This is a genomic window from Duganella sp. GW822-FHT06D06, assembly GCF_058799615.1.
The window spans coordinates 1-26266 of the sequence record NZ_JBXALQ010000021.1; the positions used below are offsets into that span (position 1 = coordinate 1).

Consider the following 26266-nt stretch of genomic DNA (forward strand, 5'->3'; position numbering starts at 1 on the left):
GCGCCACCCGCACCGCCCGAGCCGCTGGCCGCAGCGCTGGCGGCGCCGCCGGCACCGCCGGCGCCGCCGCTGACGGCGCCCACCGAGGGCGAGGCATTAGTGGCGCTGCCGTTGGTGGCGTTGCCGCCCAAACCGCCAGCCGCGCCATTGCCGCCGGCGCTATTGCCGCCCAGGCCGCCAGTGCCGGTGGCCGCACCCGCCGTGGCCGCACCACCGGTGCCGGCGCCGCCGGCGCCGCCCGTGGTGCCGGCGCTGTTAGTGGCATTGTTGCCGATGTTTTCCACGGTATTGTTGCTGACGGTGCCGGTCAGGGTGCTGGTGGCGGTGGCCGTCGATTGGTTGTACGCATTAGTGAGCGAGGATGTGGCTGTGGCGCCGTTGTTGGCTGCCGCCGCGCCGATCTGGCTGGCGGTCGCGCTGCCGGTGCTGTTATTCTTGTCGCTGCTGCTGTCCTGACGCGCAGTAGCGTTGTCGCTCGCGTGAGCGCCGGCGCCGGATTGGGTGGTCGCCGTCGTCGGCGGCGGCGTGGTTTGCGCATACGCTGCACTTGCGCCAAACGCCAACGCGATGGCCGCGCTGATCAATGTTTTATTCATAGCTGCTCCCTACCTAACAAGTTGTACGGTTGATTGAATGGGTGCCAGGGGACCGATCTCCCGGCCATCCCCTCATTCGCAAACTTGATGCCAGCGCCGGCGCCACGCGCGCAAACCATTGAAAACACGGGACAATTCAACCCAGCCGCTGAACCACAGCGCTCGCCGCCGCACGCCGCCCGGCGCTGGACGTAACACCGATGTGACAGCGCGACAGCAGCGCCACGCCGCGCGCCCCAGCGCCATCCCCTATTTGGACGGTGGCGCGGCGGTGTAACAGGCACGCGACGGCGCCGCCATGCCGTGCTTGGCCAGCAGGCGATACAGCGTCATGCGCGAGACACCGAGGTCGCGCGCCGCCAGCGTGATATTGCGGCCGGCCCGTTGCAGGCTGGCGTCGATGGCGTCGCGCTCGGCGCGAATGCGGGCGTCGTCCAGCGGCGCGGCGATGCGCGGCGCCGGCTCCGCGCTCAGGCCCAGGTCGTGCGGCAGGATCAGCCGGCCCTCGGCCATCACCATCGCCCGCCGCACGCGGTTGAGCAGCTCGCGCACATTGCCGGGCCAGTCGTAGTCGCGGATCGCCTGCGCCGCGCGGCCGCTGAAGCCCTTGACGCGCGGCGCCCGCTCGCTGGAATAAGTGTGGAAGAATTGTTCGGCCAGCGGCAGCAGATCCTCGCGCCGCTCGCGCAGCGGCGGCACATCCAGCGCCAGCACGTTGAGCCGGTAATACAGGTCCTCGCGGAAGGCGCCGCGCGCCACCGCCTGCGCCAGGTTGACGTGCGAAGCGGCGATCACCCGCACGTCGACCGCGATGCTGCGCGTCGAACCCAGGCGGTAGATGGTCTTCTCCTGAAGGAAGCGCAGCAGGTTCGCTTGCAGCTCCATCGGCAGGTCGCCGATCTCGTCGAGAAAAATAGAGCCGCCCTGCGCCGTCTCGATCAGCCCGCGCTTCTCGCGCGCCGCGCCGGTAAAGGCGCCGCGCTCATAGCCGAACAATTCGGACTGGATCAGCGCGGCCGGAATCGCGCCGCAATTGATCGGCACGAACGGCCCGTCGCGGCGCGGCGAATGCGCGTGGACGGCCTGCGCCGCCAGCTCCTTGCCGCTGCCGCTCTCGCCCCAGATCAGCACCGGCGCGCTGGCGCCCGCCACCTTGACGATCTGCCGCCGCAGCCTGGCGATGGCGACCGATTGTCCCGTCAACGCCGGCTCTTGCTGGGCGACGCCGCGCCCCTGCTGCGACCGGCGCAACGCCGCCAGTCCGAGCGCGTGGCCCAGCGTATGCCGCAGCCGCTGGGCATCCAGCGGCAAGGTGTGAAAATCGCCGCAGTGGTCGTGCACCAGCTGACGCCAGGCCGGCGATTCCAGCGCCGGCGCATGCAGCACCGCCACCCAGTGCACATCCCAGTGTTCGTGCAGGAAGCCATCCATCGCGGCGCACGACTGCTCGTCATGCGCCTCCACCAGCAGCACGCCCACCAGCATGGGGCGCTCCTTCAACTGGCGGCGCGCCTCGGCCAGCGTCACCGCACTGTATACTTCCCATCCCTCTACTGCGGCGTTGAGCGTGTCCGGTAAGACGGGACTCCCGAGTGCCAGGCAGAGTATGGTTTTTTTCGTCATCAGCGTTGGACGGCACGGCGTGAGAAAAGTTCAATCTTTCAATTTCAGCAAACACAAGTAGCTTGCCGCGCCCTCGGCGTCCAGATAGAATGCCTGCGCAGTTTTTTTGACGAGGGGTACGCCAGCCTGTCAATAGTGAAGTAAGTTAATAATAACGACGGGATCAAGTACATGAGCGAATATCGAGTGAAGCCGGCGGATCTGCCGGGCTGGGGCCAGCGCGCGGCCTTGCGCGTCCTGGGCCTGTTCGGCTGGCGCATGCTGTTTCGCACACTGCCCGGCCCACGCGGCATCTGCGTGATCTATCCCCATACGTCCAACTGGGATTTCATGATCGGCCTGTTCGGCAAATGGGCGCTGAACCTGCCGTTCCGTTGGCTGGCCAAGGATTCGCTGTTCAAACTGCCGGTGTTGGGCAAATGGTTCCGCGCCATGGGTGGCGAGCCGGTCGAACGCGGCACGCCAAGCGGCACCATCAAGCTGCAGGCGCAGCGCATGAATGCAGCCGACTGGTACTGGGTCGGCATCACGCCGGAAGGCACGCGCGGCTATCGTCCCAACTGGAAGAGCGGTTTCTACCATCTGGCGCTGGAGGCCAAGGTGCCGCTGGTGCTGGTGTATATCGACTATCCGAACAAGACGCTGGGCCTGGTCGACCATGTGTTCCTGACCGGCGACCAGGAGACCGACCTGGCCGCCATCCGCGCCGGTTTCGACGGCCACCAGGGCCTGTATCCGGCCAACGCGGCGCCCATCGTGCTGCAGGAACGCCGCACCGAGACGCGCGACTAGATCAAGCCGTCGCCACCAGCATCACGCCGGTGGCGGCGATCGCGGCGCCGGAAAGCTTCAGCGCCAGCGCCGGACTGACACGGCCCAGCACCCTTCCCCCATAGACCAGCAGCGCGCTGGCAGCCAGCAAGCCCATGGCGCTGGCCGCCTCCGGCAGTTCGTGGCCATGCGCGTTGCCGTGCAAGAGCGCGAACGCGCCGACCATCAACGCCCCCAGCGCCGCCGGCAAGCGCGCAGCCACCGCGATCAGCCCCCCCATCAAGGCCACCGTCAGCGCGATGCCGATTTCCAGTCCGGGGATCGCCAGGCCCGCCACGCCGGTCAGCACACCGAACAGCATCATGCCGAGGAAGGTCGCCGGCAACCACTGCGCGTTGGACTGGCGCGCGCTCCAGATCCCCATCGCCAGCATCGCCAGCAAGTGATCGAGGCCGGTGAACGGATGAACGAAACCGTCAAAGAAGCCGTGAGTGTGCGCGCCGCCCGTTTGCGGGTGGGCCGCTGCGGCGGCGCAGGCCAGTGCCAGTGCGGCTGCCGCCGCGATGCGTTGCTTCTTCATTGGATTTCCTTTGCAAAGTGTGGAGTTTGGCCGAGCAAGCCTTGCTCGCGGATGAAATCGATGACGGCGGCCACGCCGTCGCCGCTGCGCAGATTGGTGAACACGAACGGCCGCGCGCCCCGCTGCTGCCTGGCGTCGCGCGCCATCACATCGAGGTCGGCGCCGACGTGCGGCGCCAGGTCGGTCTTGTTGATGATCAGCAGATCGGAACGGGTGATGCCGGGCCCACCCTTGCGCGGAATCTTCTCGCCGCCGGCCACGTCGATCACGTAGATCGTCAGGTCCGACAGCTCCGGGCTGAAGGTGGCGGCCAGGTTGTCGCCGCCCGATTCAACCAGTATCAGGTCAAGATTGGGAAAGTCGGCCTGCATGCGGGCGATGGCTTCAAGGTTGATCGACGCATCTTCGCGGATCGCCGTGTGCGGACAGCCGCCGGTCTCCACGCCCATCAGGCGCTCGGCCGGCAGCGCGTTGGCGCGCAGCAGGATCTCCATGTCTTCCTTGGTGTAGATGTCGTTGGTGATGACGGCCATGTCGAACTGGTCGCGCATGCCTTTGCACAGCATCTCGCACAAGGCGGTCTTGCCGGAGCCGACCGGGCCGCCGATGCCGACGCGCAGGGGATTGGAAGTTGGTGTCATGATGGTTCTCTCTTTAAGATCGGTATAAACGGCTGTACTGCACCTCATGCTGCATCGACAGCAGCGACAGGCCCGGCGCCCAGTTGCTCATGTCATCGTCGGCGACGGTTTTCGCGTGGCGGGCGGCGGCTTCGAGGTCGGCCCGCAGCGACAGCAACATGCGCTGGCCCGCCACCTGCCCCAACGGCACGGATTTGACGCACACCAGCACCTGGTTCTCGGCCCACGCGAACAGCATCGCCAGCAACGCGGCATCGTGCGGGATGTCCAGCGCGGCGACGGCGCAGGCGAAGGCGGTCGGCAAGGCGACTTCCGCCTGGCCCTGCAGCTGCGCCAGCATCTCGGCGTCGACGATGCCCAGCTCCGCCACCAGCTTGGTCAGCGAGTAGCCCATCTGGATGGTCTCGGCGCGGAACTCGGCGCTGTCGCGCGAGGCGATGAAACGCTCGCTCCATTCGGACACGGCCTGCCAGTCGCGCCGCGACCAGGCTTGCATCAGACGCCAGCACACCGGCGCCTCCCACTGCGACACCACTTCATGCAGATGGCGCAATATCCAGGCGCGCGCGGTGCCGGCGTTGTGGACGATACCGGTTTCCAGCGCCGCCTCCAGTCCCTGCGAATAGCTGTACGCGCCGATCGGCAGGGCCGGACTGGCGAACTGCAGGAGGTTGAGCAGCGCCGAGGCTTGCATCATTTGGGATCGCCGGGACGGTGGATCTTCTGGCGCAGCGGGATCGGCGCCAGCGGATTGCCATCGTGGTGGTGCCCGTGACCGCCGCCATACGCGCCGGACTCCGGCTCGAAGGCGGCCTTCTCCTCCACCACCGTCGCGCCCAGCCCGGCCAGCATCTCCTTCAGCACCGCGTCCGCGCGGATGCGCAGGTAGCCGTCGCCGACCTGCGCCTGCGTGTGGCGGTTACCCAGGTGGAAAGCGCAGCGCAGCAAGGTGTGCGCATCGGCGCAGGTGATCTTGTAGGTCGGCTCCGGCGCTGCCACCACCTTGACCACGCGCTTGTCCTCGCCGGTCAGCAGGTCGCCGTCGCGCAGCACGGTGCCGCGCACGGTGAACACGGCGACCTCCTCGCCGGTATCGAGCGTGGCCCGCAGACGGCACTTCTCGCGCAGTTCGTAAGGCAGCACCAGCTGCGCGGCGATGGTGTCCGCGCTCGGGATTTTAGTGTGCAGTGTCAGCATAGGTCATCAAAAATTCATCAGAATAAGAAGTAGCGCTGCGCCATCGGCAGCGTGGCCGCGGCTTCGCAGATCAGCAGCTCGCCATCGGCGCGCACTTCATAGGTTTCGGGATCGACACTCATCTTCGGCGTGGCGCCGTTATGGATCATGTCGGACTTGCGCAGCGAGCGCATGTTGCTGGCGACGATCAGCGTCTTGTTCAACTTGAGCTGGTCGCCGATGCCGGCGTCGAACGCCGCCTGCGAGACAAAGGTGAACGACTTCTTCAAGCCGCCGCCGAAGGCGCCGAACATCATCCGGTAATGCACCGGCTGCGGCGTCGGGATCGAGGCGTTGGGATCGCCCATCTGCGCGGCGGCGATCATGCCGCCCTTCAGGATCGTCTGCGGCTTGACGCCGAAGAAGGCCGGCTTCCATAGCACCAGGTCGGCGATCTTGCCCACTTCCAGCGAACCCACCGCATGCGCGATGCCGTGCGTGATGGCCGGGTTGATCGTGTACTTGGCGATGTAGCGCTTGACGCGGAAGTTATCGTTGCGCGACGAATCCGGCGCCAGCGGCCCGCGCTGCACCTTCATCTTGTGCGCGGTCTGCCAGGTGCGCATCACCACCTCGCCGACCCGGCCCATGGCCTGCGAATCGGACGACATCATCGAGATCGCGCCGATGTCGTGCAGGATGTCCTCGGCCGCGATGGTCTCGCGGCGGATGCGCGATTCGGCGAAGGCCACGTCCTCGGCGATGGCCGCGTCGAGGTGATGGCAGACCATCAGCATGTCCAGGTGCTCGTCCAGCGTGTTGACGGTGAACGGGCGGGTCGGATTGGTCGACGACGGCAGCACGTTCGATTCGCCCACCGCCGCGATGATGTCCGGCGCATGGCCGCCGCCCGCGCCTTCGGTGTGGAAGGTGTGGATGGTGCGGTCCTTGAACGCGGCCAGCGTGTCGGCCAGGTAGCCGCCCTCGTTGAGCGTATCGCTGTGGATGGCCACCTGCACGTCCATGCGGTCGGCCACCGACAGGCAGTTGTCGATGGCGGCCGGCGTGCTGCCCCAGTCCTCGTGCAGCTTCAGGCCGATGGCGCCGGCGCGCACCTGCTCCTCCAGCGGCTCCGGCAGCGACACATTGCCCTTGCCGAGGAAGCCCAGGTTCATCGGGAAGGCGTCGGCCGCGCCCAGCATCGAGTGCAGGTGCCACGGTCCCGGCGTGCAGGTGGTGGCCGAGGTACCGGCCGAGGGACCGGTGCCGCCGCCTATCATGGTGGTCACGCCGCTCATCAGCGCTTCCTCGATCTGCTGCGGGCAGATGAAGTGGATGTGCGTATCGACCCCGCCGGCGGTGACGATCATGCCTTCGCCGGCGATGATCTCGGTGGCGCCGCCGATGGCCATCGTCACATTCGGCTGGATGTCCGGGTTGCCGGCCTTGCCGATGGCGGCGATCATGCCGTTTTTCAGGCCGATGTCGGCCTTGACGATCCCCCAGTGGTCGATGATCACCGCGTTGGTGATCACCGTGTCCATCACGTCGGCGGCCACGCGCTGCGACTGGCCCATGCCGTCGCGGATCACTTTGCCGCCGCCGAATTTGACTTCTTCGCCATAGGTGGCGTAATCGTGTTCGATTTCGATAAACAGTTCGGTGTCCGCCAGGCGGATGCGGTCGCCCTTGGTGGGACCGAACATTTCCGAGTAGGCGCGGCGCGAGATTGTAGCCATGTCAGCCCTTCTGTGGATTGGGATCGAGCTTGCCCATGACTTTTCCGTTGAAGCCGTAGACCTTTTGATCGCCGCCCAGCTTCACCAGTTCCACCGTGCGCTGCTGGCCCGGCTCGAAGCGCACGGCGGTGCCGGCGGCGATATTGAGCCGCATGCCGTAGGCCTTCCAGCGCTCGAACTTGAGCTCCGTGTTGACTTCGAAAAAATGGAAATGCGAGCCGACCTGCACCGGCCGGTCGCCCTGGTTGGTCACCACCACGGTCGCGGTGGCGCGGCCTTCATTGAGGCCGATCTCGCCCTCTTCGAGTATGTATTCGCCTGGGATCATGATGACCTCCTTTAAGGGATGGGGTTGTGGACGGTTACCAGCTTGCTGCCGTCGGGGAACGTGGCTTCGACCTGGATGTCGGGGATCATTTCGGGGATGCCTTCCATGACGTCGGCGCGGGTGAGGATGCGGGCGCCGTCGGACATCAGCTGCGCCACGGTCTTGCCGTCGCGCGCACCTTCCATGATGGCGCAGGTGATCAGCGCCACCGCTTCCGGATAGTTCAGCTTCAGGCCGCGCGCGAGGCGGCGTTCCGCCACGATGCCGGCGGTGAAAATCAGCAGCTTGTCTTTTTCTCTTGGTGTCAGGTCCATGGTGTTTCTCAGGTTAACCTTCAGGTTTGCCAGATGCGCGGCGTGACGGCCGCGCGGTCCAGCAGGTGTGGGCGCAAACGGCGCCAGACGGTGAGCATCAGGCGGCGCGCGGTTTCGCTGTCGTCGCCCAGATGGCGCGCGACCAGCACGCCCTTGGTTTGCGTAACGCCGAAAACGTGGTCGCCGTCGGCTTGAATATCGGCGCGGATCTCGGACAGCACGGCGGCGCCGAGCTGCTTGCCGGCGGCGATCAGCGTGGCGCAAACGGTCTTGCCGTTCAGCGCCAGCGGACTGTCGAGCCGACCGCCCAGCATCGCGCCCTGCTCCCACCAGATCAACCGACCGTCGCGGCGGATGCTGCTGCGTTGGGTGACGGTGCCGGTGTTGAAGGTTTCGCCGGAGCCGCGCCGGCCCATGCAAAGGATCTCGCAGCCGATGTAGGTGGCGCCGGCGGCCAGTTCGACGTGCTGCTCCAGCACCACGTTAGCGGTATCAAAAAAGATGGTTTCTTGCGGCAGCCATTCGAGTGCGGCGCCTGCGCCCACGGTCAGGCGCACGCTCTGGCGCGACACCTGGCCGTTGGCCTTGTACCACTTGGCGGCGCCGGGCGTGGTGAGGAAGGCATGCGCCTGCGCGCCGACGCCGACTTCGATGGACAGCTGATCGCCGCCCACCACGCCGCCCGGCGGATGGACCACGATGGCGTGGCACACCTTGGCGTCCTCCGGGTACAGCGCCTTCTGCACGCGCAGCGGACCATAGTGGCGATTGTCGAACAGCCGCGTGACGCCGCCATCGTCGGCAAAACCGAGGGCGAGGCTGGCCTGCCAGGCGCTGTGGCCGGCGGCGAGTTCTCTGGAGGCGGTGGTATCGGGCATGCCTGACGTAATGCAAGCGTCATGCCAGCTGAATCACGGGCTACATCCGCCGTCATGACATTTTTCGCACCAAAGCGTCTCCCGCGCACCGAGACGGTGCACGCCAAGCCAGCGCGAGGTTTTACTTTTGCCAATTTTGCTTGTAAAATAATCACCTTTTCTCATTTTCCGTTTAAGGACAAGCAATGCGCTTCTCGACTTTTGCCGCCGCTGCGGCGGTTGCCCTGGCACTGGCTCCGGCCGCACACGCCACCGCTTTCGGCGCCAACCTGATCGCCAACGGCAATGCCGAATCCGGCAGTACCTCGGGCTGGAACACTTCGTCGGCGTTCACCGTGGTCCAATACGGCGCTGGCGGCGGCTTCCCATCCCCATCCGATTCGGGTCCGTCCGACCGCGGCACCTACTTCTTCGCCGGCGGCGACGGTAGCTCGCTGTCGAGTGCAACCCAGACCATCGACCTGTCGTCGCTGAGCGCCGCGATCAACACCGGCGCATCGCGCTACGACCTGTCGGCCTGGCTGGGTGGCTATGAATCGCAGAACGACAACGCCAAGCTGACCGCCACCTTCTTCGGCAGCGGCGGCAATGCGCTGACCCGGGTCAGCCTCGGCCCTGTCTCCAATACCGATCGCGCCAACCACACTGGTTTGCTGCTGAGCGACAAGCAAGGCTACATCCCGGTCGGTGCGTTCACCGTCGGCATCACGCTGACCATGGCCCGCGAAGCCGGCTCCTACAACGACGGCTACGCCGACAACCTGTCCTTCGCCGTGGCCGCCGCACCTGTGCCGGAAGCGGACGCCTACGCCATGCTGCTGGGCGGACTGGCCCTGCTGGGCGTGGTCGCCAAGCGCAAACAGCGCAAGGTTCAAGCCTAATATTTGACCGGCAATCAAGAGTACTTTGCGCCGCGCGGGCTATTTGCGCGCGGCGTTCATCCTCATACTGTGTGCTTCTCGATTTGATTAAGTGAGCACAGCATGAAAGTATTCGTCACTGGCGCAGCAGGTTTCATCGGCGGTTCGATCGCAGCGGGACTGGTACGCGCAGGCCATCAGGTAACGGGCCTGGTGCGCAAGCCGGAACAGCTGGCGGAACTGGCCAGCATCGGCGTAACCGGCGTGGTCGGCACCCTGAACGACCGCGATCTGCTGATCGCCCAGGCGCAGGCGGCGGACGCCGTCATCAACGCCGCCAGCAGCGACAACCGCGCCGCCGTTGAAGCCTTCATCGAAGCGCTGGCCGACTCCGGCAAGGTATTCCTGCACACCAGCGGTTCCAGCATCGTCGGCGACGCCGCCGGCGGCGAAAGCACGGACCGCATCTACTTCGAAGACCAACTCCCCGCCCCCACCGCCGACAAGGCCGCGCGCGTCGCCATCGACGACCTGGTGCTGGCCGCCGCCGGCAAAGGCGTGCGTTCGGCGGTGCTGTGCAATACGCTGATCTACGGCCACGGCGCGCTGCCGCGCGACAGCGTGCAGCTGCCACGCCTGCTCAAGCAGGCCCGCAAGAGCGGCATCGTGCGCCACGTGGGCCGTGGTTTGAATATCTGGTCCAACGTCCACATCGACGACGTGGTCGACCTGTATCTGCTGGCGTTGGAGAAGACCGAAGCGGGCGCGTTCTATTTCGTCGAAAGCGGCGAGGCGTCGTTCCGCGACATGACCACCGCCATCGCCCACGCACTGCACCTGGGCGAACCGCAGGACTGGCCGCTGGAACAAGCCAAGGAAGAATGGGGATATGAAATGGCCTCGTACGGCCTGGGTTGCAATAGCCGCGTGCGCGGACAACGGGCCCGCGCGCAGCTGGGCTGGAAGCCGCATCGCCCGCCAGTGCTGGACTGGATCGCGGGCGACATGCTGCGCTAGGGCTTACTGCTTGGCAGGCGCCCGCGCTATTTGCGCGCGCTGATAGACCTGCACCAGATCACCTTCCGGCATGCCCGGCAGCGGCGCCACCTTGCCATTGAAGGTCAACTTGCCGCCCTTGATCTCGATGGTCGAACGCAGCTCGCCCTTCTCCATCACGGCAAAGCCCTCGTTCAGCAGCTTGCCGACCACCATGCCGGCGATGTTCTTGGCCGCCGTATCGATTTGTCCGGCGACATCGGGCGTCGCAGGGGGCACCTGCTTGGCCGCCACCATGCGCGAAATGTCGTTCACCATCGCGACCGGCAGGCGCACCTCGAAACGCGCGATCAGCTTCTTGATCAGTTCTATCGGCGCGCTGAAATCGGCGTCCACCACTTTGTCGAAATCGACGCGGCCTTTGATCGAGGCCGTGTTGCCGTGATAGCTGGCGCTGATATCGTCGATGATCACACTGGAACCAGCCGTCAATGCGTTCTTGCCGAACGACTTCATGGTCCTCAACATCACCTCAGCCTGGGCGTCCGCCGGCAGGCTGCTGCTTTGCGCCTGCCGCAACTCTCGATCCAGATCGGCCATCGCTTGCTCCGGCATATTCACCATGCGCACGCCGACGTTGACGCGCTCGACGCGGTCGTCGCCAAAGATGATCGACCGGATCGAGAAGCCGGAAGACAGGTCGACCAGCTTACCGCGCAGCGTGGTGCTGGCGCCGGTGGCAAAACCTTCGACGCGGAACAGTTCCTTGGCTTCCGGCGTGCCAGGCGTGACGCCACGTATCACCATGGAGTCGGTTTTGATACCGCCCTTTCCGTACCAAAGGCCGTTCTTCGCGCGCGTGTGCTTGAAGTCCACGCTGATGTTGTCGATCGCGACGCCGACCGTGGTGCCCACGAGGGAAACCGACGGCCAGGTCGCGCTGGTATCGAGCACGGTCCCGCCTTTGCTGACGACAGTCTTGGCGTTAAGCTCGGCCCACGAAAACGCCGTAGCGTGTTCGTCGAGGTAGCTATGCGCCTTCAGTTTCGACGCATATGTGATCTGGCCCTTGGGGCCATTGGTGCGCTGAACCGGGAACGGCCGTTCGCTGCCAAAGACGTCTTTCAGCTTGAGCCGCAGCGCAGGCGAGAATTCGAACTTCGAATAGATCTCCAACTGCTTCGCCATGTCGGACTGCCGGCCGATCGCTTCGGTCAATTCAGTGGCCGCTTCAGCGATGGTCGTGATAAAGGACGATCTAACCGGCGTGGCCGGTGCCGGCGACACGACCTGGGAAGGCGGCGCCTGCTCGATGGCCTGGATGGACGTATGCGCCAGCAAGGCGCCGGAGATGGCTACTGCGAGTATCGATTTTTTCAACGTGCTGCCTGAAGAGGATGGTAATGGTAGGGCCGAGATTCTACACACTACGAGTCGTGCAGAAATACACGCATTGTCACCGTCGAATTACAGATCGGTTAGCTTGTATCCGCGGTTGATTTTTAACTAAAACTCCGCTACCGTGTGCACGGGGCGGATCCTTCAAGCCGGCCTGTCTTTGCCGCGTGCAGGGACAGCCTCCACGGGGCTACCCCGTGGGATATCAAATGTTCAGCACTTCGCCGCATGAGCCGCGTTGCGTTACCACGCAAGACAGCTCACGCATCACGAGACTCGTTGAAGGCTCTCCGCCCCTTTTCACCACACATGAATATCGAAAAACTTACCGTGTTGGCGCTGGCCGACACGATGCTCGCTTCCGACCGCAGCCTGGAAAGCCTGATCTCAGCCTGCGGCCGTGTTTTCGATATGTCGCCGCTATGGGTGCCCGGGGTTTGCGCAGCGCTCATTGAACGGACCGGCGACAACTTCCATTATTTTAGCCGGCACGAGATCGCCCACATTCTCCTGCAGCTTCTTGAGAACGACGATGCGCCGGACGCGATGGCACTGCCAAAAGTGCGGCGCTATTGCATCGACCCGCCCTTACGTCCTCCGCAGGCCGCGTGGGTCGCCGCGCTCGCGCTGCCGCAACTGCCAACGGTTGGCGCCCTGGCCGCCTGGCTGGACGAACCGGTGGGCGCGCTCGATTGGTTCGCCGACCAATGGCGCCTCGCGGGCGACCGGCAATCGCCCCTGCAGCATTACCATTACCGGTGGGTGCCAAAACGCAGCGGCGGCCTGCGCCTGATCGAGATCCCCAAGGCGCGGCTGCGCCGTCTGCAGCAAAAGATACTGCGCCACATACTTGACCGCCTGCCGCCGCATGCCGCCGCACATGGCTTTCGGCGCGGCCACTCCTGCGTCACGCACGCCGCGCTGCACGCGGGCCGGAACACCGTCATCCGCATGGACCTGAAGGATTTTTTCCCGAGCATACAACTCGCGCGCATCCACGCATTGTTTGAGAAACTGGACTACCCGCCAGCGGTCGCCGGAACGCTGGCACGCATTTGCGTGAACCGCGCACCGCAAGGCGTTTTCCAAGAAGCCAGTTCACTTCAGTGGGCCGAGCGCCAGGCCTTGAAGTCACCCCACCTGCCGCAAGGCTCCCCATGCTCGCCCGCCCTGGCCAATCTGTGCGCCTACCGGCTCGACATGCGGCTGGAAGCGCTGGCGCGTTCGCTTGGCGCCACGTACAGCCGCTACGCCGACGACCTGGCATTTTCCGGCGATCGTGATTTTGCCCGCGCGGCCGAACGCTTTCACATCCAGGTCGCCGCGATAGCGCTCGAAGAAGGCTTCCGCATCAACACCCGCAAGACGCGGCTGATGCGCGAAGGAACGCGCCAGCAGTTGACAGGCGTTGTGGTCAACGCCCACCCCAACATCGCGCGCGACGAGTACGACAAACTGAAGGCCACGCTGACCAACTGCGCACGCCACGGCCCTGCGTCCCAAAACCGCGATCATCATCCCGACTTTCGCGCCTACCTGGCGGGCAGGATTTCATTCGTGAAGATGGTCAACGCGAATCGCGCGGTCAGGCTGCAACGACTATTGGACACCGTTACCTGGCCAGATTGAAGCTTTTGCGAGGTCACCATCCGGCACACCCGGCAACGGCACGGTGTTGCCGTTAAAAGTGAGCTTGCCGCCTTTGATTTCGATGGTGGACCGCAGTTCGCCTTTTTCCATCACTGCAAAGCGCTCGTTCAGCAGCTTGCCGATCACCATGTCGGACGACAGGTCGCTCGCCATGCCGACCGGCAGGCGCACATCGAAGCGGGCCACGATCTTCCTGACCAACGCCAACGGCGCGCTGAAATCAGCCTCCACCACTTTGTTGAAATCGACGCGCCCCTTGATCGATGCCTTGTTGCCGCGATAGCTGGCGCTGATGTCGTCGATCACCAGGCCGGCGCCGCCGATGATCAGGTTCTTGGCAAAACGCTGGACGCGATATCCTCAACGCGCAGCGTTTCTTTGATTGCCCCGTCAGGCGCCGCCGAACGCAGGACAGCGGAACCAACTTTGAGTCCGCCATGGCCGTACCAGCCACCATCCTTGCCGGACGACGATACCAAGCCAAAGCTCATATCCTTTACCACGAAACTGCCGGAGGCGCCGGTGATCGACAGTGACGGCCAGCTTCCTCTATTGTTCAACAAGCTGCCGGATTTGTTGGTTTTAGCCGGGGACGCAACTCTGGCGAAAACTCAAACTTTGAGTACGGCTCCATCTTTTTCACCACATCGCGCTGGCCGCCCATGGCTGCGCTCAATTCCCTGCCGGCGGCGGCGAGGGTCGGGACAAAAATGGATTTGGATGGCGCGGCAGGGGTTGCCGCATGTACCAACAAGGCACTGGCGAAGGTTGCTGCGAGTAGGGATTTTTTCAACGCGTGTCCGGAGAAGTTGGTCATTGTGGGGCAGCGATTCTACCTGCCCAACTTCTTCCGGAAATACACGCTTTGTCACATTAGAACGATCAGCCTAGTCCAGGTTCGGATACGGGCTCTTGCCGCCTTCGGCGATGAAGGTATCGATGCGCGCCTCCAGCACCGGCAGCGGCACCGAGCCCAGTTGCAGCACCGTGTCGTGGAAGGCGCGGATGTCGAACTTGGTCCCCAGCGCCGCCTCGGCCTTCTTGCGGGCGTTGATGATGCTCATCTCGCCCAGGTAGTAGGACAGCGCCTGGCCCGGCCACGAAATGTAGCGGTCCACTTCCGTTTCGATCTCGTGGTCGGACAGCGCGGTGTTGTCGTGCAGGTAGTCCTGCGCCTGCTTGCGGGTCCAGCCCTTGCTGTGGACGCCCGTGTCGACCACCAGCCGCGAGGCGCGCCAGGCCTGGTAGCTCAACATGCCGAACACCTCATACGGCGTTTCGTACATGCCCATCTCCACGCCCAGCCGCTCCGAGTACAGCGCCCAGCCCTCGCCATAGGCCGAGATGTAGGCGTTGCGGAACGGCGGACGGCCCTTCTGCTCCATCGCCACCGGCATCTGGAAGGCATGGCCCGGCGCCGATTCGTGCAACGTCAGCGCCGGCATCGAGTACAGCGCGCGCGCCGGCAGGTTGTAGGTGTTGACCAGGTAGACGCCCGGACCGCCACGGCCCGAGGTGTAGAACGGCGCCTGGTCGTCCGGCACCGGTATCACCGCGAAGCGGCGGCGCGGCAGGTAGCCGAAGTACTGGCCGACCTTGGCGTCGAACTTCTTGGTGACCCAGGCGGAGCGCATCAGCAGCTCTTCCGGCGTCTTGGCGTAGAAGCGCGAATCGGTGCGCAGGAATTGCAGGAAGGCCGGCAGGTCGCCTTCGAAGCCGGTCTGCTTGATCACGTCGTGCATCTCGGCGCGGATCTTGGCCATTTCGCTCAGGCCGATCTTGTGGATCTGGTCCGCGCTCATCGTGGTGGTGGTGAACTCGACGATCTTCGACTGGTAGTAGGCTTTACCGTTCGGCAGGCTCTCGGCCGCCAGCGACTCGCGCGCCTTCGGCACGTACTCCTCGCGCATGAACTTGAGCAGCTTGGCGTACGACGGCAGCACATAGGCCTGGATCGCCTTCACGCCTTCCGCGCGCAGCGCTTCCTGGCGCGCCGCCGGCATGGTGGCCGGCATGGTCTTGAACGGCAGGTAGAACACCGTGTCCTGCGGCGTCTTGGCGTCGGTGACGGAGGTGATCGACGCGTCGCGGCCGATCAGCGTGACCTTGGGCGGCGTGAAGCCGCGCGCCAGGCCGGCGCGCATATTGTCCATCTCTTCGCCGAAGTAGCGCGGCGTCTCCGTCAGCTGCTTCAGATAGTCCTGGTACTGCTTTTCATTGGTCAGCGGCTTGCGCGCGCCGGACGCCATGTTGGACCAGAAGGCCGAATCGGCGTTCAACGGCTTCTCGTACTCGCGGAACACCTGGCTGGCGATCAGCGCGGCGATCTGCGCCTTGTAGACCTGGTAGTTGATGCGCTCCGGCGCCGACAGCCGGTCCTGCGAGATGCCGTCCAGCTTCTTCATCACGCCCTGCCAGTACGCCAACCGCTTGGCCTGGGTGGCGGCGTCGATGCGCGGCAGCGTCGCGGAGACGCCATTGTCGTCGTCCTCTTCCTCTTCCTGTTTCTGGCTGATGCGCCACTTCCACTCCTGGGTGTAGATGGCTTTGAACTGCGCGTCGGCGGGGCCGGGCTTGATGGCCGGCGCCGGAGCGGCATGGGCGGCGGCGGTGACTGCGGCTAACAGCATGCATGCGCCGGCGATGGCGGCGCTGAACTTCTTTTCCATAACACTCCAGGGGAAGGGTTGATTACATGTCCAACAAGTTGCGGTGTTCGCGCAGCAGCGCGGTGAAGGCTTCGGCGCTGACGGGGCGGCTGAAGAAGTAGCCCTGCATCTCGTCGCAACCGCGTTCGGTCAGGAACTGCACCTGCTCGCGGGTTTCCACACCCTCCGCGATCACGCGCATGTTCAGGTTGTGCGCCAGCGAGATCACCGACAGCGCGATGGCGGCGTCGTTGGCGTTGGTGGTCACGTCGTCGACGAAGGATTTATCGATCTTCAGCACGTCGATCGGAAAGCGCTTCAGGTAGCTCAGGCTGGAATAGCCGGTGCCGAAGTCGTCCAGCGAAACGCTGACGCCGATCGCCTTCAGGCGGCGCAGCGCCGCCACCGCCTTGTCCGGATCGCCCATCACCGTGCCCTCGGTGATTTCCAGGCCCAGGTACTCGGGCGCGACGCCGAACTTGCGCAGCGTGCTTTCCACATACGGCACGGTGGCGTCGTTGGCGAACTGGCCGGCCGCCAGGTTGACCGACACCTTGATATCGCCCAGCCCCTGGTCGTGCCACACCTTGATCTGCGCGCACACGCTCTCCAGCACCCATTCGCCGATCGAATTCACCAGCCCATACTCCTCGGCCAGCGGGATGAAGCGGTTCGGCGGCACCTTGCCCAGCACCGCGTTATCCCAGCGCAGCAGCGCTTCCGCGCCCAGCATGGCGCCGGTCTTCAAACACATCTGCGGCTGGTAGTGCACCTCGAATTCGTCGCGCGCGATGGCGCCGCGCAGCTGGCCCTGGATCGCCAGCTTGTCGCGGATTTCCGCGTCCATGCGCTCGGTGAAGAAGGCGTAGTTGTCGCGGCCTATTTCCTTGGCGCGGAACAGCGCCGTGTCGCCGTTGCGCACCAGCTCATCGAAGCTGTCGCCGTCGGTCAGGCTGACGGCGATGCCGATGCTGGAGGTGACGGTGATCTGCTGGCCGTCGATCATCAGCTCCTTGCGCAGGCCGCCCAGGATCTTCTGCGCCAGCGCCATCGTCGCGCCCAGCTGGGCGTCGTCCGGCACGATGATCTGGAATTCGTCGCCGCCCTGGCGGGTCACGATGTCGCCTTCGCGCACCGCCTCGGTCAGGAACTTCGACACCACCTGCAGCGCCTTGTCGCCGACGTCGTGGCCGTAGGAGTCGTTGATGCTCTTGAAGCGGTCCAGGTCCAGGCACATGACGGCCACGCAGCGGTGTTCGCGCTTGGCCGCGGCCAGCGTCTGCTCGAAGCGCTGGCGCGCCAGCAGGCGGTTCGGCAGCCCGGTCAGCGCGTCGTGGTTGGACAGGAAGTCGATCAGGTGCTGCTCGGCCTTGCGCTCGGTCAGGTCCATGAACACCGCCACGTGGTTGATCACGTGGCCCTGCTCGTCCTTGACCACCGAGGCGCTCAGCAGGCCGGGATAGGTGTCGCCGTTCTTGCGGCGCGCCAGGATCTCGCCCGACCAGTGGCCGGTCTTGGCGATCGACTGCGCCATCAGCTCGAAGGACTTGGCGTCCGGCTCGCCGGCGTGCAGCAGCGCCACGCTCTGCCCCACCACCTCTTCCGCGCTGTAGCCGGAGATCTGGGTGAAGGCGGGATTGGTGGCGACGATGCGCGCATCGCCGTCGGTGACCACGATGGCGTCCTGGCTCGCCTCGAACACCTGGCTGGAGAGGCGCATGAATTCTTCGTTGGCGCGGCGCTGCTCGACTTCCTTTTCCAGCGACGCGGCCAGCGCGGCCAGCTCGGTGGTGCGCTCGATCACGCGCTCCTCCAGCAAGGCGCGTTCGGCCGCCAGCGCCTGCTGGGCGCGGCCCAGCCGCACGTGGGCGTCGGTGCGGGCCAGGATTTCCTCGGCCTGGAACGGCTTGGCGATGAAGTCGACCGCGCCCAGCGCGAAGCCGCGCACCTTGTCGTCGGTGTCATGCTGGGCCGACAGGAAGATCACCGGCACCTGGCTCAGCTCCGGCGAGGCCTTCAGGCGGCGGCACACCTCGAAGCCGTCGATGCCGGGCATGCGCACGTCCAGCAGGATCAGTTCCGGCGGACGTGACTGCGCGGTCCACAGGGCCAGCTCGCCGTTGGGCGCCTGGCGCACGTAGTAGCCGGCTTCCGTCAGCAGGTCGCTCAGCAGTTTGAGCGAGGCCGGCGTGTCCTCCACGATCAGCACTTCGCCCTTGGTGTGTTGTTCCGACAAATCCCGATGCATGTAACGCTCTTTCGCCTGGTTTGCTGCCATATTTGACTGCCACTATGATATACCCGTCAGGCTTGTGCTTCCAACTCATTCCCCGCCTCGTCCAGCAAACCGCACAGCTGCGGGTACTGGTGCAGCCGTATCATGTGCTCGATGCGTTCGACCACCTCGCCCAATTCCAGCGGCAAGGGCGCCAATAACAGCGCCACGCGCGCCAGGTTCAGCTCCTGCAACGCGGTTTTCAGCTGATGGCGCAGCGCCGGCGCCAGCAGGCCCAGGTCGTCGCGCGACAGCGGCGGCGGCAACGGCAGGCGCGCGCTGTGGTGGCGGCGCTGGAACTGCAGCCCCAGCTGCTGCTCCAGCACCGCGTACAACTGGTCCTGCTCCACCGGCTTGCGCATGAATTCATCGGCGCCGGCGCCCAGCGCCTCTTCCCGCTCCTCGGCGAAGGCGGACGCGGTCAGCACCACCACCTTCGGCTGCGGGCCGGCGGCGTTGGCGCGGATCTGGCGCGTCGCGCTCAGGCCGTCCAGCGCCGGCATGCGCCAGTCCATGAACACCAGGTCCGGCCGCCAGACCTCGACCATCGCCAGCGCCTGCGCGCCGTCGCCCACCACCGCCACTTCGAAGCCCAGCGGCTTGAGCAGGTTCTCCAGCAGCGCGCAGCCGTCGGCGTTGTCGTCGGCCACCAGGATGCGGCGGCCGCGCTGCGGCGGCGCCAGCGCCGTCACTTCATCGTCCTCACCGTCGAGCGGCACGCCGTCGGCCACCTGCACCGAGATGGCGAAACGGAAGGTGGCGCCGGCGCCGGGTTGCGATTGCACCGTCAGCTCGCCGCCCATCAGCTGCACGAATTCGCGCGAAATGGTCAGGCCCAGGCCCGTGCCTTCCTGCGCGCCGGGGCCCTCGGCCTGGATGAACGGTTCGAAAATGCGCGCCTGGTCGGGCGGCGAAATGCCCGGGCCGTTGTCGATGACGGCGAATTCCAGCTCGCAGCGGCCGCCGCTCGGGATGTTGCGCATGTCGCCGCGCACCCGCAGCGTGACCTTGCCCTGCCCGGTGAACTTGACCGCGTTCGACATCAGGTTGAGCAGCACCTGGCGCAGCTTGGTGCCGTCCACGCGGGCGCCGGCGGGCAGGCCGGCGGCGTCCAGCTCCAGCTCCACGCCGGTCTGGCCGGCGCGCATGCTGACCATGTCCATCACTTCCTGCAGCATGTCGTCCAGGCCCACCACCTCGGTCTGCAGCACGGCGCGGCCGGCCTCGATCTTGGACAGTTCCAGGATGTCGTTGATCAGCGTGAGCAGGTGCTGGCCGGAGCGGTGGATGATGGCCAGGTTGCGCTTCTCTTCCGGCAGCATGTTCTTGGAGTCCGCCATCAGGCGCGAGAAGCCGATCACGGAGTTGAGCGGCGTGCGCAGCTCGTGGCTCATATTGGCCAGGAAGATGCTCTTGGCCTGGTTGGCGGCCTGCGCCTGCAGCACCGCGACCGACAGCGCGTTGGTGCGCTCGGCCACCAGGTCCTCCAGGTGGATGCGGTGGCGGCGCAGTTCCTGCTCGGCCACGCGGCTGGCGGTGACGTCGTAGTTGACCCCGACCATGCGCGCCGGATGGCCGTCGGCGTCGCGGAAGATCATGGCGTCGCCCTTGATATGGTGCACCGAGCCGTCGGCCCAGACCACGCGGAACTCGACGTCGAACTCGGCCCGGCCGTCCAGCGCCTGGCGCAGCAGCGCCTCGGTGGGGATGGCGTCGTCCGGATGCATCATGCTGCGCCACAGCTCGAACGGCCGCTCCACCTTGCGGCCCTCGACGCCGTGCAGGCGGTACATCTGCTCGTCCCACACCACTTCGTCGCTGGGGATGTTCCAGTCCCAGATGCCGATCGCCGCCGCGCTGCTGGCGATCTGCAGCCGCTCCTCGCTGGCGTGCATGGCGACGAAGCGGCTGTCCATCAGGCGCACCATCTCGCGGATCGAGCCGTTCAGGGTTTTCAGCTCGCCGAAGAACCAGTCGCTGGGCGGCAAGGCGCCCGGATTCTGGCCGGCCTTGACGTTGGCGGCGTAGCGTTCGATGGTGGTCAGCGGCTTGAGGATCAATTGCCACAGCAGCAGGTACAGGCTCAGCACCAGCGTCACGTCCAGCACGAAGATCATGCCGGCGATGGTGTACAGGCGCTGGCGCAACTGCTCGATCAGGCCGGCCGGCGAGGCGTACACGGTGATGACGCCGATGTTCTGGCCGCCGGCGACGATGGCGCGCCGCTCCGACAGCAGCTCGGGATTGTCCGGCATGCGGCTGGTGGCGATCAGCTGCGCCTGGTCGTTGCGGGTGATGATGAAGGGATGGTTGCTGGCCACCGGCGCGACCGCGCTGGCGTACAGGTCGCGGTTGCTCAAGCCGCTCTTCATGATGGTGACGATCTGGGTTTCGTCGAAGTTCCAGGCCGGCAGCGCCACGGCGGCGGCCAGCTCCTCGGCGCTGTTGGCCAGCGTCTTGTGCAGCTGTTCCCAGCGTTGGGCGCGCTCCACCTGGTAGAAGTACAAGGCAAACGTGGTCAATACCAGCGTCACCACGGCCGTCAGCGTCACGCTGACGAACACGGCGATTGATACTCTTCCAGCACGGCGAGCAAGTCGGTCCAACATCGGAAAACCATTCTTTGGGGTTAGTCTGCGCTTGGAGCTTGAATCCTTCGACTTAAATCATAGGAGCAAACCGACCTGAAGTCCACGCATTTTATTGCCCAAAAGGATTAAATTACAGGAACAGCAAGTTTTTACACATTCAAGCAACATCCTTGACAGTTTGCAAATGGTCGCAGGCGATGGCCGTGCTCAGGAACAGCTGGCCGTTCAGCTCGCGCAGCAGCGCGCTGTTGCGCAGCCGGTCCAGCACCGGCCCCTTCACCTCGGCCAGGTGCAGGCCGATGGCGCGCCGCTTCAGGCTCTGGTTCAGTTCGCACAGCGCGTACAGCGCGGTGGTGTCGATCGAGCTGACCGCCGTCATCACCAGCACCAGGTGGCGCGCGCTGGCGTGGGTGGCCAGCTCGCACTCGATGCGCTCGGCCACCGCCTCCATATTGCCGAAGAACAGATTGGCGTCGATCCGCAGCACCAGCAGCTCCGGCTGGGTTTCGGCCGGATAGCGCTCGATATTGCGGAAATGTTCGGTGCCGGCGATGCGGCCCAGCACCGCGATGTGCGGCCGGCTGGCGCGCCAGATCAGGGTGCCCAGCGACAGCGCCACGCCGATCACCACGCCCGCCTCCACGCCCAGCACCAGCACGCCCAGGCAGGTCGCGCCCCAGGCCAGCACGTCGCCACGGTCGTACTGCCAGGCGGTGCGCACGATGCCCAGCTCCAGCAGGCCGAGCACAGCGACGATGATGGTCGCGGCCAGCACCGGCAGCGGCAGCAACGCCAGCCAGCCGGTCGGCGCCAGCAGCGCGCAGGCCAGCAGCGCGGCGGTGATCAGGCTGGCCAGCGGCGTGTTGGCGCCGGCGGCGAAATTGACGGCGGAGCGCGACAGGCTGCCGGTGACGGGGAAGCCGCCGGTCAGCGCGCTGGCGACGTTGGCCGCGCCCAGGCCGATCAGCTCATGGTTGCTGACCAGCTTCTCGTTGCGCTTGAGCGCCAGCGACTGCGCCGCCGACATCGACATCAGGAAGATGATGAAGCCGATCAGCATGCCCGGTTGCAGCAGCGGCTTCCAGTGCGCGCTGGAGCTGGCCAGGTTCAGCTGCGGCAGGCCGCCGGGGATGGCGCCGGTGGTGCGCACGCCCATCTCGGCCAGGCCGGTGCTGGCCATCAGCACGATGCCGGCCAACACCACAAACATCGGCGCCAGCTTGGCGGCGATGTCGGCCGCCGCCGGCCCCATGCCGCAGCGCTTCAGCAGGCCGGCCAGGTAGTGCTTGGACAGCACCAGCACCAGCAGCGAACCGACGCCCAGCACGGCGCTCGGCATATGCACGCGCGGCAGTTCGGCCCCGAGCAGGGTATGCAGCTGGTCGTAGGCGATCACCAGCGCCGAGCCGACGGTGAAGCCGCTCATCACCGGACGCGAAAAGAAGTTGGCCAGGAAGCCCATGCGCAGCACGCCGCACAGCAGCAGCGCCGCGCCGGAGATCAGCGCCAGTTGCGCCGCCAGCACCACGGCCAGCGAAGAGCCGGCCGGCGCCAGCGGGCCGATGACGGTGGCCGTCATCAGTGAAATGATGGCCATCGGCCCCACCGACTGCGTCATGCTGCTGCCGAACAGCGCGTAGATGATCGGCGGCAGGATGCTGGCGTAGATCCCGACCACCGGCGGCAGGCCCGCCACCAATGCGTAGGCGGTGCCCTGCGGGATCATCATCATCGCCACCACCAGGCCGGCGGAGATGTCGCCGGCCAGCAGTTCGCGCCGGTAGTTCTTCAACCAATGCAGCATGTGTTCGTCCACGAAACCAGAAATACCGCCAGTCTACGTCATCGGACATGGGCGGCCCAGCCTTAGACGTTTTTTATTCTTTCATATACGAAAATCACATAAGACCGACTGCGGTCGCGCTAGCAAAACGTGTTTGTGTCTGTTTTGCAACTCCAAATTTCTCGCCACGCTCGGCGTTCTGTACAAGTGCCGGCAGCGCAGGCATATTGAGGAAGCGCTCTAAAAAGAACGAACGTTCGATCTTAAATATCGAAAACAAAAACAAACAGGAGACTTATGAAAACAAAATTACTTGCCGGCATGATCGCGGCGTGTTGCGCCGCGCCCGCCCTGGCCCAGTCGTCGGTCGCGATCTACGGGCTGGCCGATGCCGGCTTAATGTACGTCAACAATGGCGGCAACGACGCCCGGACCAAACTGGTCAGCGGCATCGCCGACGGTTCCCGCCTGGGATTCAAGGGCACGGAAGACATGGGCGGCGGCTACAAGGCCGTCTTCAACCTCGAGATGCGCGTCCAACTCGACAATGGCACCAACCAGGCGGGCAATTTGTCCAGCAACCAGGGTTACGCCCTGACCAAAGGCTTGAACTTCGCCGTACCGGCCGCCGCCGGTGGCGCCGCCACCGCGGCCAAATTGCGGGCCGGCGTGCAAGGCGCGCTGCAGCCCGCGGTCAACGTCAACCTCAACGGCGCCATCTTCGACCGCACCTCGATGGTGGGCCTGGTGACGCCGGTCGGCGCCGTCCTGCTTGGACGGATGTACACACCGGACTATGAAGTGCTGGCCAACGCCGACGTGTTCGAAACCGGCACGGCCGGCGGCTGGGGCGGCATCGTCGGCGGCACCGGCGGCTTGTTGACGGCGGGCGTGGCGATCCGTTCCGACAAATCGATACAATACCGGGTGCAATCGCCGAACGGCGTCAGTGCCGCGCTGATGTACGGCGCCGAGAACTCGGGCTACATCGGCATGGACAAGCGCTCCTGGGGCGCCAACCTGTTCTATAGGGCGAACGGGGTGGATGTCGGCCTCGGTTACAACCATGGCACCGATCAACTCGGCAATCCCGGCCTGATCACCACCACGCTGGGCGGTTCCTACAAGATCGACAACTGGAAGCTGTTCGCCGGTTACCACAAGCAGCGCAACGAAAACTCGGTGATCATCCTGTACGCCGATGCCGTCCTGGCCCCGACCTTCGCCGCCTTCGGCCCGGTGCTCGGCCCGGCGCTGGCGGGCGAACTGCACCGCACGCTGGCACGCACCTTCTACCTCGACGCCGTCAGCACCCAGATCGGCTTGCACTACCAGATCGGCGCCGGGCGGGTCATGGCTTCGGTGGCGCGCCAGCACGACCGGACCGCGTCCGCCAGCGACGCCACCCAGTTCGCCCTGGGCTACGACCACAACCTGTCCAAGCGCACCGATTTGTACATGGTGGCGGCCTACATCAGGAATCAGGGCGATGGCCAGTATGCGATCGGCGCCGCCAGCGCCTCGGGCGGATTTACCTCCAAGCCGGGCGAGGCCAGCAAGGGAATCCAGCTCGGCATGCGCCATCGCTTCTGACGCGGCGGCCCTGGCGACGTAGGGGCAGGCTACGATCCTGCAGGCAGCGATTGCCGCACCGCCTGCAGGATTTCCGCGGACAGCGCTTTGTCGTCGACGGCGCGCGCCAGCACGATGGCGCCGACCATCGAGGCATAAGTGGCCAGCGCCAGCCGGCGCCGCGCCGCCGGATCGGCGCCCGGCATCAGCTCTTCCAGCACCGCCACCTGCCCGCTAGCGCCCTCGGTCAGCGCGTGGCGCGCCTTGGGCCCGAGGCGCGCGATGTCGGCGCCCAGCGCGGTGACCGAGCAGCCCTTCTCCGGATGCTCGCAATGCTGCCTGGTCAGGTAGCCGTCGCCGATTTTCTCCAGCGCCGTGTCGCGCCCTTCGGCTAGATAGCCCTCCCAGCGCTGCACCGATTTTTTCAGCGCATGCGCGGCGGCTTCGGCCAGCAAGTCTTCCTTGGAGGCGAAATGGCCATAGAAACCGCCGTGCGTCAGGCCGGCGCTCTTCATCAGATCGGCCACGCCGATGCCGTCGTAGCCTTTTTCGCGGAACAGCCGCGCCGCCGTTTCAACGATGCGCTCGCGGTTGAGCGCCACTTGTTCCCTGCTGACTTTCATGCCGGTCTCCTTCTCAAATCCTATTGACATCATACATGACGAGCGTAATATATCAATCATTACGATCATCATCAAAGGAGCCGAACCATGAAAGCCGTGATTAGTGCCTATGCCCGTTCCCCCTTCCACTTCTCCCGCAAGGGCAAGCTGGCCGAAGTCCGCCCCGACGACCTGGGCGCCCAGGTGGTGCAGGGCCTGATGCGGCGCACCGGCCTGGATCCCAAGCTGCTGGACGACGTGATCCTCGGCTGCGCCTACCCGGAATCCTCGCAGGGCAACAACCTGGCGCGCATCGTCGCGCTGCTGGCCGGCTTTCCGCATGAGGTGCCGGGCATGACGATCAACCGCTTCTGCGGCTCGTCGATGTCGGCCATCCACATCGCCGCCGCGCAGATCGAGGCCGGCCTGGGCGAGGCTTATCTATGCGTCGGCGTCGAGTCGATGACGATGGTGCCGCAGGGCGGCTACAACTTCTCGCCCAACCCGCGGTTGCTGGCGCAAACCGACGCCTACATCAGCATGGGCGACACCGCCGAAAACGTCGCCCGCAAATACGAGGTATCGCGCGCCGACCAGGAGCTGCTGGCCTTCCAGTCGCACCAGAAGGCGGCCGGCGCCCGCGCCGCCGGTTTGCTGAAGGATGAAATCGTGACTATCACCACCGCCGCCGGCGACCTGGTGGCCGAAGACGGCTGCATCCGCCCCGCCACCACGGTCGAGGCGCTGGCCGCGCTGAAGCCGGTGTTCGATCCCGAGCATGGCGTGGTCACGGCCGGCACCTCGTCGCCGCTGACCGACGGCGCTTCGGCGGTGCTGGTCACCAGCGAGGAATTCGCCCGCAGGCACGGCCTGAAGCCGAGCGCGCGCATCGTCGCGATGGCGGCGGTGGGTTGCGATCCGGCGCTGATGGGCATCGGCCCGATTCCGGCCACGCGCAAGGCGCTGAAGCTGGCCGGCCTGCAAGCGGGCGATATCGACGTAGCGGAGATCAACGAGGCCTTCGCCTCGCAGGCGCTGGCCTGCGTACGCGAGCTGGGGATCCGGCCGGAGGTGTTGAATATCGACGGCGGCGGCATGGCCATCGGCCATCCGCTGGGCGCCACCGGCGCGCGCATCACCGGCAAGGCGGCGGCGCTGCTGGCGCGCACCGGCGGCCGCTACGCGCTGGCCGCCCAGTGCATCGGCGGCGGCCAGGGTATCGCGACGGTGCTGGAAAGGATCTGA

At 65.5% G+C, this 26266-nt stretch carries 23 protein-coding genes and 1 pseudogene; 6 read left to right on the forward strand and 18 right to left on the reverse strand.

Annotated features, from left to right (window positions below; all coding sequences use genetic code 11):
- Together AC1RMD_RS27100 and AC1RMD_RS27105 are read right to left on the reverse strand one after the other, a co-directional pair.
- Positions 1-596 (reverse strand): annotated as a pseudogene (locus tag AC1RMD_RS27100) (hypothetical protein); the annotation flags it as partial.
- Between the two features lie 249 nt (positions 597-845).
- Positions 846-2219, reverse strand: a complete 1374-nt coding sequence (locus AC1RMD_RS27105; RefSeq protein ID WP_492931262.1) for a sigma-54 dependent transcriptional regulator — start codon at positions 2217-2219, stop codon at positions 846-848.
- A gap of 171 nt (positions 2220-2390) precedes the next feature.
- Here AC1RMD_RS27105 and AC1RMD_RS27110 point away from each other — a divergent pair, with 171 nt between their 5' ends.
- Entirely contained in the window at positions 2391-3011 is a 621-nt protein-coding gene (locus tag AC1RMD_RS27110) for a 1-acyl-sn-glycerol-3-phosphate acyltransferase (protein WP_492931264.1), read from the forward strand.
- Position 3012: 1 nt separating this feature from the next.
- On the opposite strand, the gene AC1RMD_RS27115 is transcribed toward AC1RMD_RS27110, so the two are convergent.
- Genes AC1RMD_RS27115 through AC1RMD_RS27150 form a run of 8 tightly spaced genes read right to left on the reverse strand, consistent with a single transcriptional unit; the run spans position 3013 to position 8646 of the window.
- A complete protein-coding gene (locus AC1RMD_RS27115; protein ID WP_492931266.1) occupies positions 3013-3570 on the reverse strand; it encodes a HupE/UreJ family protein in 558 nt (185 codons plus the stop codon).
- Positions 3567-4211 (reverse strand): urease accessory protein UreG, encoded by a 645-nt coding sequence (gene ureG, locus AC1RMD_RS27120; protein WP_492931268.1) that lies wholly within the window; start codon positions 4209-4211, stop codon positions 3567-3569. Before ureG ends, AC1RMD_RS27115 begins: the two co-directional genes overlap by 4 nt.
- A 13-nt stretch (positions 4212-4224) precedes the next feature.
- Positions 4225-4905 carry an urease accessory protein UreF gene (locus tag AC1RMD_RS27125; protein WP_492931474.1) on the reverse strand — a complete coding sequence of 227 codons (681 nt, stop codon included), beginning with the start codon at positions 4903-4905 and terminating at the stop codon, positions 4225-4227.
- Positions 4905-5408 carry an urease accessory protein UreE gene (gene ureE, locus AC1RMD_RS27130; RefSeq protein WP_492931269.1) on the reverse strand — a complete coding sequence of 168 codons (504 nt, stop codon included), beginning with the start codon at positions 5406-5408 and terminating at the stop codon, positions 4905-4907. The genes AC1RMD_RS27125 and ureE overlap by 1 nt, the downstream gene beginning before the upstream one ends.
- A 17-nt stretch (positions 5409-5425) precedes the next feature.
- Positions 5426-7126, reverse strand: coding sequence for an urease subunit alpha (ureC, locus tag AC1RMD_RS27135; protein ID WP_492931271.1), 1701 nt, complete (start codon positions 7124-7126; stop codon positions 5426-5428).
- Between the two features lies 1 nt (position 7127).
- On the reverse strand, positions 7128-7454 hold the full coding sequence (locus AC1RMD_RS27140) for an urease subunit beta (RefSeq protein WP_492931273.1): 327 nt from the start codon (positions 7452-7454) through the stop codon (positions 7128-7130).
- An 11-nt stretch (positions 7455-7465) separates the two neighbouring features.
- Positions 7466-7768 (reverse strand): urease subunit gamma, encoded by a 303-nt coding sequence (locus AC1RMD_RS27145; RefSeq protein WP_161046610.1) that lies wholly within the window; start codon positions 7766-7768, stop codon positions 7466-7468.
- Between the two features lie 20 nt (positions 7769-7788).
- Entirely contained in the window at positions 7789-8646 is an 858-nt protein-coding gene (locus AC1RMD_RS27150) for an urease accessory protein UreD (RefSeq protein WP_492931276.1), read from the reverse strand.
- Between the two features lie 185 nt (positions 8647-8831).
- Here AC1RMD_RS27150 and AC1RMD_RS27155 point away from each other — a divergent pair, with 185 nt between their 5' ends.
- Together AC1RMD_RS27155 and AC1RMD_RS27160 are read left to right on the forward strand one after the other, a co-directional pair.
- Positions 8832-9527 (forward strand): PEP-CTERM sorting domain-containing protein, encoded by a 696-nt coding sequence (locus AC1RMD_RS27155; protein WP_492931278.1) that lies wholly within the window; start codon positions 8832-8834, stop codon positions 9525-9527.
- 102 nt (positions 9528-9629) lie between these two features.
- Positions 9630-10523 (forward strand): NAD-dependent epimerase/dehydratase family protein, encoded by an 894-nt coding sequence (locus AC1RMD_RS27160; RefSeq protein ID WP_492931280.1) that lies wholly within the window; start codon positions 9630-9632, stop codon positions 10521-10523.
- Positions 10524-10526: 3 nt separating this feature from the next.
- On the opposite strand, the gene AC1RMD_RS27165 is transcribed toward AC1RMD_RS27160, so the two are convergent.
- Positions 10527-11882 (reverse strand): DUF945 family protein, encoded by a 1356-nt coding sequence (locus AC1RMD_RS27165; RefSeq protein WP_492931282.1) that lies wholly within the window; start codon positions 11880-11882, stop codon positions 10527-10529.
- A 327-nt stretch (positions 11883-12209) separates the two neighbouring features.
- Between AC1RMD_RS27165 and AC1RMD_RS27170 the strand changes: the two genes are divergently transcribed.
- On the forward strand, positions 12210-13529 hold the full coding sequence (locus tag AC1RMD_RS27170) for a reverse transcriptase family protein (RefSeq protein WP_492931284.1): 1320 nt from the start codon (positions 12210-12212) through the stop codon (positions 13527-13529).
- On the opposite strand, the gene AC1RMD_RS27175 is transcribed toward AC1RMD_RS27170, so the two are convergent.
- From AC1RMD_RS27175 to AC1RMD_RS27200, 6 genes are all read right to left on the reverse strand, one after another.
- Positions 13500-13880, reverse strand: coding sequence for a DUF945 family protein (locus AC1RMD_RS27175; RefSeq protein WP_492931476.1), 381 nt, complete (start codon positions 13878-13880; stop codon positions 13500-13502). The two genes, AC1RMD_RS27170 and AC1RMD_RS27175, sit on opposite strands and share 30 nt — an antisense overlap.
- A gap of 226 nt (positions 13881-14106) precedes the next feature.
- On the reverse strand, positions 14107-14367 hold the full coding sequence (locus AC1RMD_RS27180) for a hypothetical protein (protein WP_492931286.1): 261 nt from the start codon (positions 14365-14367) through the stop codon (positions 14107-14109).
- A 70-nt stretch (positions 14368-14437) separates the two neighbouring features.
- Positions 14438-16219, reverse strand: coding sequence for a DUF885 domain-containing protein (locus tag AC1RMD_RS27185; protein WP_492931288.1), 1782 nt, complete (start codon positions 16217-16219; stop codon positions 14438-14440).
- Positions 16220-16241: 22 nt separating this feature from the next.
- Positions 16242-18446, reverse strand: a complete 2205-nt coding sequence (locus AC1RMD_RS27190) for a two-component system response regulator (RefSeq protein WP_492931290.1) — start codon at positions 18444-18446, stop codon at positions 16242-16244.
- A gap of 56 nt (positions 18447-18502) precedes the next feature.
- Complete coding sequence (locus AC1RMD_RS27195; RefSeq protein WP_492931292.1) at positions 18503-21037, reverse strand: ATP-binding protein; 2535 nt, start codon at positions 21035-21037, stop codon at positions 18503-18505.
- Positions 21038-21221: 184 nt separating this feature from the next.
- Entirely contained in the window at positions 21222-22868 is a 1647-nt protein-coding gene (locus tag AC1RMD_RS27200) for a SulP family inorganic anion transporter (RefSeq protein ID WP_492931294.1), read from the reverse strand.
- Positions 22869-23144: 276 nt separating this feature from the next.
- Between AC1RMD_RS27200 and AC1RMD_RS27205 the strand changes: the two genes are divergently transcribed.
- Positions 23145-24440 carry a porin gene (locus tag AC1RMD_RS27205; RefSeq protein WP_492931296.1) on the forward strand — a complete coding sequence of 432 codons (1296 nt, stop codon included), beginning with the start codon at positions 23145-23147 and terminating at the stop codon, positions 24438-24440.
- 29 nt (positions 24441-24469) lie between these two features.
- On the opposite strand, the gene AC1RMD_RS27210 is transcribed toward AC1RMD_RS27205, so the two are convergent.
- Entirely contained in the window at positions 24470-25042 is a 573-nt protein-coding gene (locus AC1RMD_RS27210; protein ID WP_492931298.1) for a TetR/AcrR family transcriptional regulator, read from the reverse strand.
- Between the two features lie 87 nt (positions 25043-25129).
- Between AC1RMD_RS27210 and AC1RMD_RS27215 the strand changes: the two genes are divergently transcribed.
- On the forward strand, positions 25130-26266 hold the full coding sequence (locus tag AC1RMD_RS27215; protein ID WP_492931300.1) for a thiolase family protein: 1137 nt from the start codon (positions 25130-25132) through the stop codon (positions 26264-26266).